5 protein-coding genes are annotated in these 6,858 nt (G+C 53.1%); 3 read left to right on the top strand and 2 right to left on the bottom strand.

Translation table 11 applies throughout. The annotated features are described in order from the left end of the window. Nucleotides 1–78: 78 nt before the first annotated feature. Nucleotides 79–836, bottom strand: a protein-coding gene (locus AC2FJ5_RS21150) for an IS5 family transposase (protein ID WP_496794503.1) whose coding sequence is annotated in 2 segments (ribosomal slippage) — nt 79–500 and nt 500–836 — 759 coding nt in all. Because the reading frame shifts where the segments join, the coding sequence is not laid out codon by codon here. 216 nt (nt 837–1,052) lie between these two features. Between AC2FJ5_RS21150 and AC2FJ5_RS21145 the strand changes: the two genes are divergently transcribed. From AC2FJ5_RS21145 to AC2FJ5_RS21135, 3 genes are read left to right on the top strand one after another with little or no spacing between them, the layout of a single operon-like run. Then, the gene (locus tag AC2FJ5_RS21145; RefSeq protein ID WP_496794502.1) at nt 1,053–5,048 is read left to right on the top strand and encodes a caspase family protein; all 3,996 of its coding nucleotides are present in this window, start codon (nt 1,053–1,055) and stop codon (nt 5,046–5,048) included. A 31-nt stretch (nt 5,049–5,079) separates the two neighbouring features. Further along, nucleotides 5,080–5,454, top strand: coding sequence for a hypothetical protein (locus tag AC2FJ5_RS21140; RefSeq protein ID WP_496794501.1), 375 nt, complete (start codon nt 5,080–5,082; stop codon nt 5,452–5,454). Further along, the gene (locus AC2FJ5_RS21135; protein ID WP_496794500.1) at nt 5,451–6,047 is read left to right on the top strand and encodes a DUF4760 domain-containing protein; all 597 of its coding nucleotides are present in this window, start codon (nt 5,451–5,453) and stop codon (nt 6,045–6,047) included. The genes AC2FJ5_RS21140 and AC2FJ5_RS21135 overlap by 4 nt, the downstream gene beginning before the upstream one ends. 585 nt (nt 6,048–6,632) lie before the next feature. On the opposite strand, the gene AC2FJ5_RS21130 is transcribed toward AC2FJ5_RS21135, so the two are convergent. Then, entirely contained in the window at nt 6,633–6,779 is a 147-nt protein-coding gene (locus AC2FJ5_RS21130) for a hypothetical protein (RefSeq protein WP_496794499.1), read from the bottom strand. Nucleotides 6,780–6,858: the final 79 nt, after the last annotated feature.

Raw genomic sequence — 6,858 nt, 5'->3', positions numbered from 1 at the left:
CACCGCCCCGTCAGCAGCCTCGGCCAAGGTCGCTGACGGGGGCAGCATAGCAAAGTGGCGATACAGAAGGCTCAGGACTCATAACCAGAATATGACTGTTGCGGCGAGAGCTATTGCAGATAGGAAGACCTTTGGGCACCGGTCATAGCGGGTTGCGACACGCCGCCAGTCTTTCAGTCGGCCAAACATGATCTCTATGCGGTTGCGCCTTTTGTATCGACGCTTGTCATATTTGACTGCTTTGCCGCGGGACTTTCGCCCAGGGATGCAGGGCGTTATTCCCATATCTACAAGGGCTTCGCGGAACCAATCCGCATCATACCCTCGGTCTCCCAATAACCAATCAGCTGCTGGGAAACTACTCACCAATGCTCTGGCTCCAGTGTAGTCGCTGACCTGACCGGCGGTAAGAAAGAACCGGATTGGTCGCCCAGCCGTGTCGGTCACGGCATGCAACTTCGTGTTCATACCGCCCTTTGTCCGTCCAATCAGACGTCCACGCCCCCTTTTTTTAGCCCCAGACTGGAGGCTGTGCGGTGCGCCTTGAGATAGGTCGCGTCAATGGAGATTGTTTTGTTGTCGGGCGCTTCAGCCGCCAGTCCGACCATGATCCGAGCAAATATGCCCATGTCGCTCCACCGTTTCCAGCGGTTGTAGAGTGTCTTCGGCGAGCCATACTCCGAAGGTGCATCACACCAGCGTAACCCATTGCGGTTTATAAATATAATACCACTCAATACACGCTTGTCATCAACGCGAGGTTTGCCCCGGCTCTTCGGGAAATACGGCGTAAGCCGCAGCATCTGATCGTCGCTCAACCAAAACAGATTACTCATCATGCCCCCAATCGTTTGGGTTCGTGAATCACACAGATCAGTCAAGCTCAATGCCGTTTATGGGTCCTGAGCCTAACCCCGAATTACCTCGACAGTACCGCCCAAAGTTTCGTCGAAAACAAATTGCAATGATGCCGGTTGAGCGACAGAACCAGTAACGCTACGATGATGGAATTGACGAGTTTTTTGTGAGGCAAATTTTTGAAAACAGTTGGATTGTATGTAGCTGCATTCCTTGTGTCGAATGGTTATGCGTTTGCACAAGATCTAGATCGCTGGCAAACCAAAGGGGCAGAAGCCAAAGTCTGCACCAAAGCGACAGGAGGATCGTGTGTATCACTTACCTGCGCGAGCGATGGTAATCTTCTGCTGCAAGTAAACGGAAGTGGTGTAGGACCTGGCCAGGGGCGGATCAGCGTAGATAGGCAAGCATTGGGGACAGGCAGATTTGATGGGCAAACCGGCACCGCGATGGTGTTATTAAACCCTCAATCAAATCAGCAAATCCTTTCGGCGATGGCAGTCGGATCGCAATTGCGCGTTGAAGTTGCTGGTGTCCCAGTTTCTGTTTCGCTGAGCGGTTCGTCCGGCGCGATTTCAAAGGTATTGCAGTTTTGCACGCGCCCAAACCCACCGGCTTTTGTAGGGCAAAATCCGGAATCGACATATCAGCGCTATGAAAACGAACAGGATATTTCGTTTTCAGAAGAAGTCGTTTGGAGCGCCTTTTCAAAACATCAAGGATTGGATGTATGGGGTGGCGACATCCGAACTGGTCTTCAGGATCCCAAGTTGAAGGGGATATCTGAGAACGCTTGCGCGAGGCTATGCCTGTCGACCAATGGGTGCGGCGCGTATACCTATAATCATAACGACGGTAAGGTCTGTTTTTTAAAAACGGGCGCGGCGCGTATGGTTGCTTATAATGGGGCGACAACTGGTGTGCGAAACAGTGGCGAAGTTGACAACCATCCTCCGGCCACCCGCGGCCCCCTTCCAGTCGTAAACGAGGGCGTTGCCTGGCGCAGCAATGAAACCTTTGAAGCCCATGCTGCACGGGTAGCTGAATTAGCTAAACCGCTTGCCGGAAGCTGCGCCGCCGAGCGCGAGGACTTAGCCTCTCTAGCCGCGGATTTCCAATTTCCCGGAAATGTAACCGAGGCCGTGGCAGGACAGTCGGAAACTCTCTCGTGGGCAAATAACACTTTAATAGAGCGAATTCCGGTGTGGTTAATCGTATCAAGTAAAGATCTTATACGTTTCGACCAAAGCCAAGCCATGGTGTTAGGGCCCAAATCTCCAAATCCTTTCGGCATTAAAACAACGAGCGGTGAAACCCGAGCGATGGTCTCGCTTTGGACCCGTGGCGCAGGAAGGGCAGGCAGCGTCAACTTTATTCCGCTCAGGGCGGGCAAGACAGATGTAAATGTTAGTCTTGTGGCCTGGCTTCGAGATTGCAACGAAGAGGTGGTCTTGAAGACCCAATCTTATGAAGTCGATGTGGATCCAGCACCGGCGTCGCTTGTGATCGGAACAACCGCGAGTCGTGCGGATATGGAACACAGCTTTGATATTCCAGTTTTTGACCGGAGGCTGGAATTCAGCGATCGCCGGTTTCGATTAACCACTCTCTCGGATGGGACAGAGATCATCGAGCGTGATGGCCACGAATTACGCTTGTCGCCTACCCAGCGTTTCCTTCTCGTGGGAGAAGAGGTGATCGACATTGTGGACGGTGTTACTTTGGCAGAGGTCCACGGGGCGTCGCATTGGATCGCGGGTGACAGCTATCTTTTCGGCACTGTCGCACCCTGGGGGTCCACCGATATTGCGTCTACTTTCGGGGCACGAAAGATTGTCGACGATCAGACACTGAGCCCGAGTTGTTGTGATGCCAATCCAGAGAACGCTCATTTCGCATTTGATTTAGAGAATGGATTGGTCACGCTGCGTGGCGGGCAGGGGCACTTTGTCGGCGCTATTCAAAGCCAGCCTTATGCAAATGAAAAAGCCGGGAACGGCTACGGGGCAGACAGTCATTGGATCGATCCGACACAGGTCGAGCTAATGTACAGCCTTGGTCCGGTGGCGCCGATCACGACGGCCATAGGGTTCAGTGCGCCTGATCTTAGACCAATTGGTTCGCTTCTCATTGAAGAGGCGATACCAACGGCCATCGAAGACAGCTCAGAAGCTGTGGTCGTGGCTTCTCTTCTGCGAGGCAACGGTGGTGCTGCGGTAAGTGCTTATGAGCGTATAGGCATCCCCTTGCTCGAGGGAGTGGCTGCCCGTCAACTTATTTCATCAGATGGCGCCGGGCCTGTTGTGGAGCGGATCATCGAACGTAGCGACGCTGAGATTTTGGAATTGCGAAATACGTTGGAGAATGTTGGTGAATCCACGGGCTGGGCCTTTGATCTTGTCCCGGAACCGCCAGCGCTTTTTTATGCGTCTGATTGCTTTCATTATCTGAAGCCGGGGGGAGGCGAAGAGGCTTCTATTACGGATCAGGCTGTTTTCGCTAAACAAGGCGCGCTTGCGCTACCTGAAACGATTGATCAAATCGCAGTCTTTGAATCAGAGCAGGGCACATTTCTATTGGGACGCATGGAGTGTCAATCGGGTGCGACCGGCGGCACATTGCGTGGGCAGTCGTACTTCTTTTCGCTTCCAATGACGGGTGAAGCACAGCCGCAAGTTGTTGTCGACAAATCTGTTGTTGGTTACAGCTACCTTGCAAGCGACCGTCAAGCACAGTTTCAAGACTGGCCCTTTGAGGCGCGGCTGTTCAAAGATCAAGTCGTCGCGCATAATGGCGGCGGCGGCGGTATCATGCTGTTCAATGTTTCGACACAGGAGCTGGGGCGCATATGGAATGACCTTCCTTCAGGCAGCCTGATGGTGGATGCGTTTCTTACGGCGGACCAGGGCCACGTCGTCCAGATGAATTCAGACGGCGGCTTCTTTTTGCACCGGATCTCAGATGGAAAGACTGTTTTATCAGGTCGGATCATCGATGATGAGGTCGCGGTTTGGACAGATGATTATCGGTTTGACGCGACCGCCGAGGCTGCTTCGCTGATTGATTTGCGGTTTCCCGGATTGGACGGTCAGTTCAGCCTTGATCGCTTCGATGCTGTGCTCAACGCGCGCGGTTTGGCCCAGACCGTTCTTCTTGGTCACGAAGTGCCTTCGCAGCAAGTGCCTGTTCCCCCTGGTCTTGATGGAGCTATCGGGGTCGAGGGAGACGACATTAAAGTGGATGCTTTGTTGACTGAGGGTCGCCAGGCCCGGAAACTCCAGCTTTATCAGGACGGGGTGCTGACCGCGACAGAGGCCCTCCCGTCAGAAACTCAGGCGCACAGTTTCACTGTTCCAAGATTGCCAGGAGCGCGCCATGCGAGTTTACTTGCGATTGATAAAGATGGTCTCGCAAGCAATCCTATAACAGTGGATTTGGGGTCGGAAACTGATGGTGGTACGCGTCGGGCGCTCGCGATTGCGGTCGACCTGTATAAAGATCCAAAGCTGGAAGATTTGAATTACGCAAAAGCGGACGCAGATCGCTTCATGCGAACCATGGAAAGCCTCCCCGATGAAGTTCCTGCATTTGAAGAACCGCGCTTTGTCGGTGGGCGACGTGCGCATCCGAAGGATGTCTTGGCGGCGATAGACGCGACGCTGGAAGGGCTAGGGCCGTCGGACCACGCAGTTTTGTTCTTTGCGGGCCATGGGCTTCGCGACAACGATGGCACATTTTACTACGCAATGTCCGGAACAGATCCCTCGGACCTGAAAGGAACTGGGTTGGCTTGGAATGCTGTGGCCGAACGTTTGGCTCGTACCGAGGCACGGGTAACAATCTTGATAGATGCTTGCCACTCGGGTGCCGCAGGAACCGGAAGCTACGCGACGAACGATGGTGCTGTTCAAGGCCTCTCCAGCGTTCCGGCGAACTTGACGATTTTTTCTGCGTCCAAAGGGCGACAGCAATCTATCGAGGCGCGCTCGCAAAGCGGGGGCCTTTTCACAGTTGCTCTGGAGCGTGTTCTGCTGAATGATCGAGGTGCATTCGATAAAGACAGCAACGGACGCATTGAAGCATCTGAACTTTTAACTGGAGTGAGTGGAATTGTTTCGGCCCAGAGCGAAGGGTTGCAGGTTCCGTGGATGACAAAGGGACGGGTCGTCGGAGATTATGCGCTTTTTTAGTCTAACAATTTATGCGACCACCGGCGTCACGATGTTCTGGACCTCTGTTGCGGGTGCCAGTTGTCTGGTCTGCGATGAGCTTGTGAAAATTGATGAGGCGCGCGCCAAGTGCTTCTCGGAAAATTACGAAGAGATTTCGGCCAGGGTTGCGAAAGCTCCTAAACAGAGAATGAGCGTGGACTTGGACTCGTGTACCATCGACGGAGAGAGTTTGAATGTACGTGGCGGTTTATCGACGCTTCCGCCGCTGGACGGGCAATATCCGAATGGCGGTCAGGAATTGACCAAAGCCGTCTACCTTCTCGATGTTAACGGGGTGTCGTGTTTGAGAGGGCTATTAGAAGAACATTCCGCTCCGCTGAATCCGGCCGTGTCGTTCGACCTTTTTGAGGCTTGTCCGAAATGACCGAGAAACGTGTCGTTGGTGTTCCTGTTTATGTCTGGGATGGTATGGCTGGCCTGGCCGCGCTGACAGGGTTGTGCGGACTAATCATAGCTGGCGTCTGGGGGTTTATTGAGTATCGGGATCGGAAAGATTCAGCCAGAGCATCCGAAACGCTCGAAATGATAGAAATCTGGGAAACCCGGGGGGCTCAAGAAGCCTATCTCTCGATTGCGGGTGTCTTGGAAGTCATGGTGGCTGACGAGCGGGAAAACCTTTCGAACGACCCGGAACGTCTAGCGATTGCAAAAGCGAACATTGCTCGCCGGGCTCAAAAAGCTGCTGAACCAGGATCGTATAACGCCGTGGTTCAGTTTTTCACACGGCTTTCGCTGTGCGTTCGAACCGAGATTTGCTCGGGCGAAGTAGCTGACGCCTTTTTCCGTGACACTGTTGTGGATTTCCGAGATTGGTTTGGTGCGGAAATCGAGCAACGCCGTCAGCTGGACACGCGGCACGCGCAAGAACTGGATTGGCTTATGTGCAATATGCTCACACTACAGAGCTCTGCAGGTACGGAAAAAACGTCTGAGATTTGCTCGGCTATTGATCAATAGAACTGGTGAAACGGTTCGCCCGTGTAGAATGTGTCGCAAACTTTGGCCGGCATGTGCACCTACATGTAGTCTGATCCAATTGGTGGTTGGTCCGTGGCACTGTATGGGAATGCCCGAGGATCGATTTCAAGGGGGTGCCTAGCTGGGCCGACCCTCAGGGTATTGCCAAGTTGTTCGCCTGACTTGGTCGGGTTTACTCCAGCTCCATGGATCCGAGCTGTATACTCCCATTCCTGGTAGGCAAGGCATTGTAGAGCTTTGCTATGTCGTGTGGTGGGCGTCAGCAGACAGCCTCCTTCTAGATCGCATGATTTAGATTAAGAATGCCGGGCTATTGCAACATATGGTGGCGAGTGGCTCATTGCTCAAGGTAGAAATCTAAATAGGCGAACGCCCGATGTCTCAAACATAAATGTCCGCATTATGGACTGCGCCCGGAGCAATTGGATGCCAAGGCAAAGGCTGCTTTGAGCCGTTCGTATCGATAACGATAATGGGAGCCATTATCGTTACTAGTTTGCACTCGCAAACTTTTCATTCACCTGCGCGCAGTGCTGTATTAAGCGGTCCCCAACCTCAATCCAGTCACTGTGGGTCGAGTTGCAGCACCATGAAAGTTAGCCAATCTGCCATTTCGTCGCTGACATTGTAATAGGGTTTGATCGGCTGAAATCCGAGCTTTTGGTACAATCCGCGCGCCTCGAATTGTTCTGGCCCGGTATCAAGATACATTCTGGACGTGTCGCGGTTTGATGCCGCTCCTTTGATAGCATTTATTGCAGCAAAGGAGACGAACTATGGGATTGAAACG

It is taken from the genome of Ruegeria sp. CDSA221, from assembly GCF_059611825.1.
The sequence above is the reverse complement of the archived record's forward strand: the minus strand, read 5'-3'. Positions and strand labels throughout refer to the sequence as shown.

What these genes read in the sequence shown, in the direction of transcription:
- AC2FJ5_RS21140 (WP_496794501.1), top strand. Translation starts at nt 5,080, where the DNA reads ATGTTCTGGACCTCTGTTGCGGGTGCCAGTTGTCTGGTCTGCGATGAG.
- AC2FJ5_RS21135 (WP_496794500.1), top strand. Translation starts at nt 5,451, where the DNA reads ATGACCGAGAAACGTGTCGTTGGTGTTCCTGTTTATGTCTGGGATGGT.
- AC2FJ5_RS21130 (WP_496794499.1), bottom strand. Translation starts at nt 6,779, where the DNA reads ATGTATCTTGATACCGGGCCAGAACAATTCGAGGCGCGCGGATTGTAC.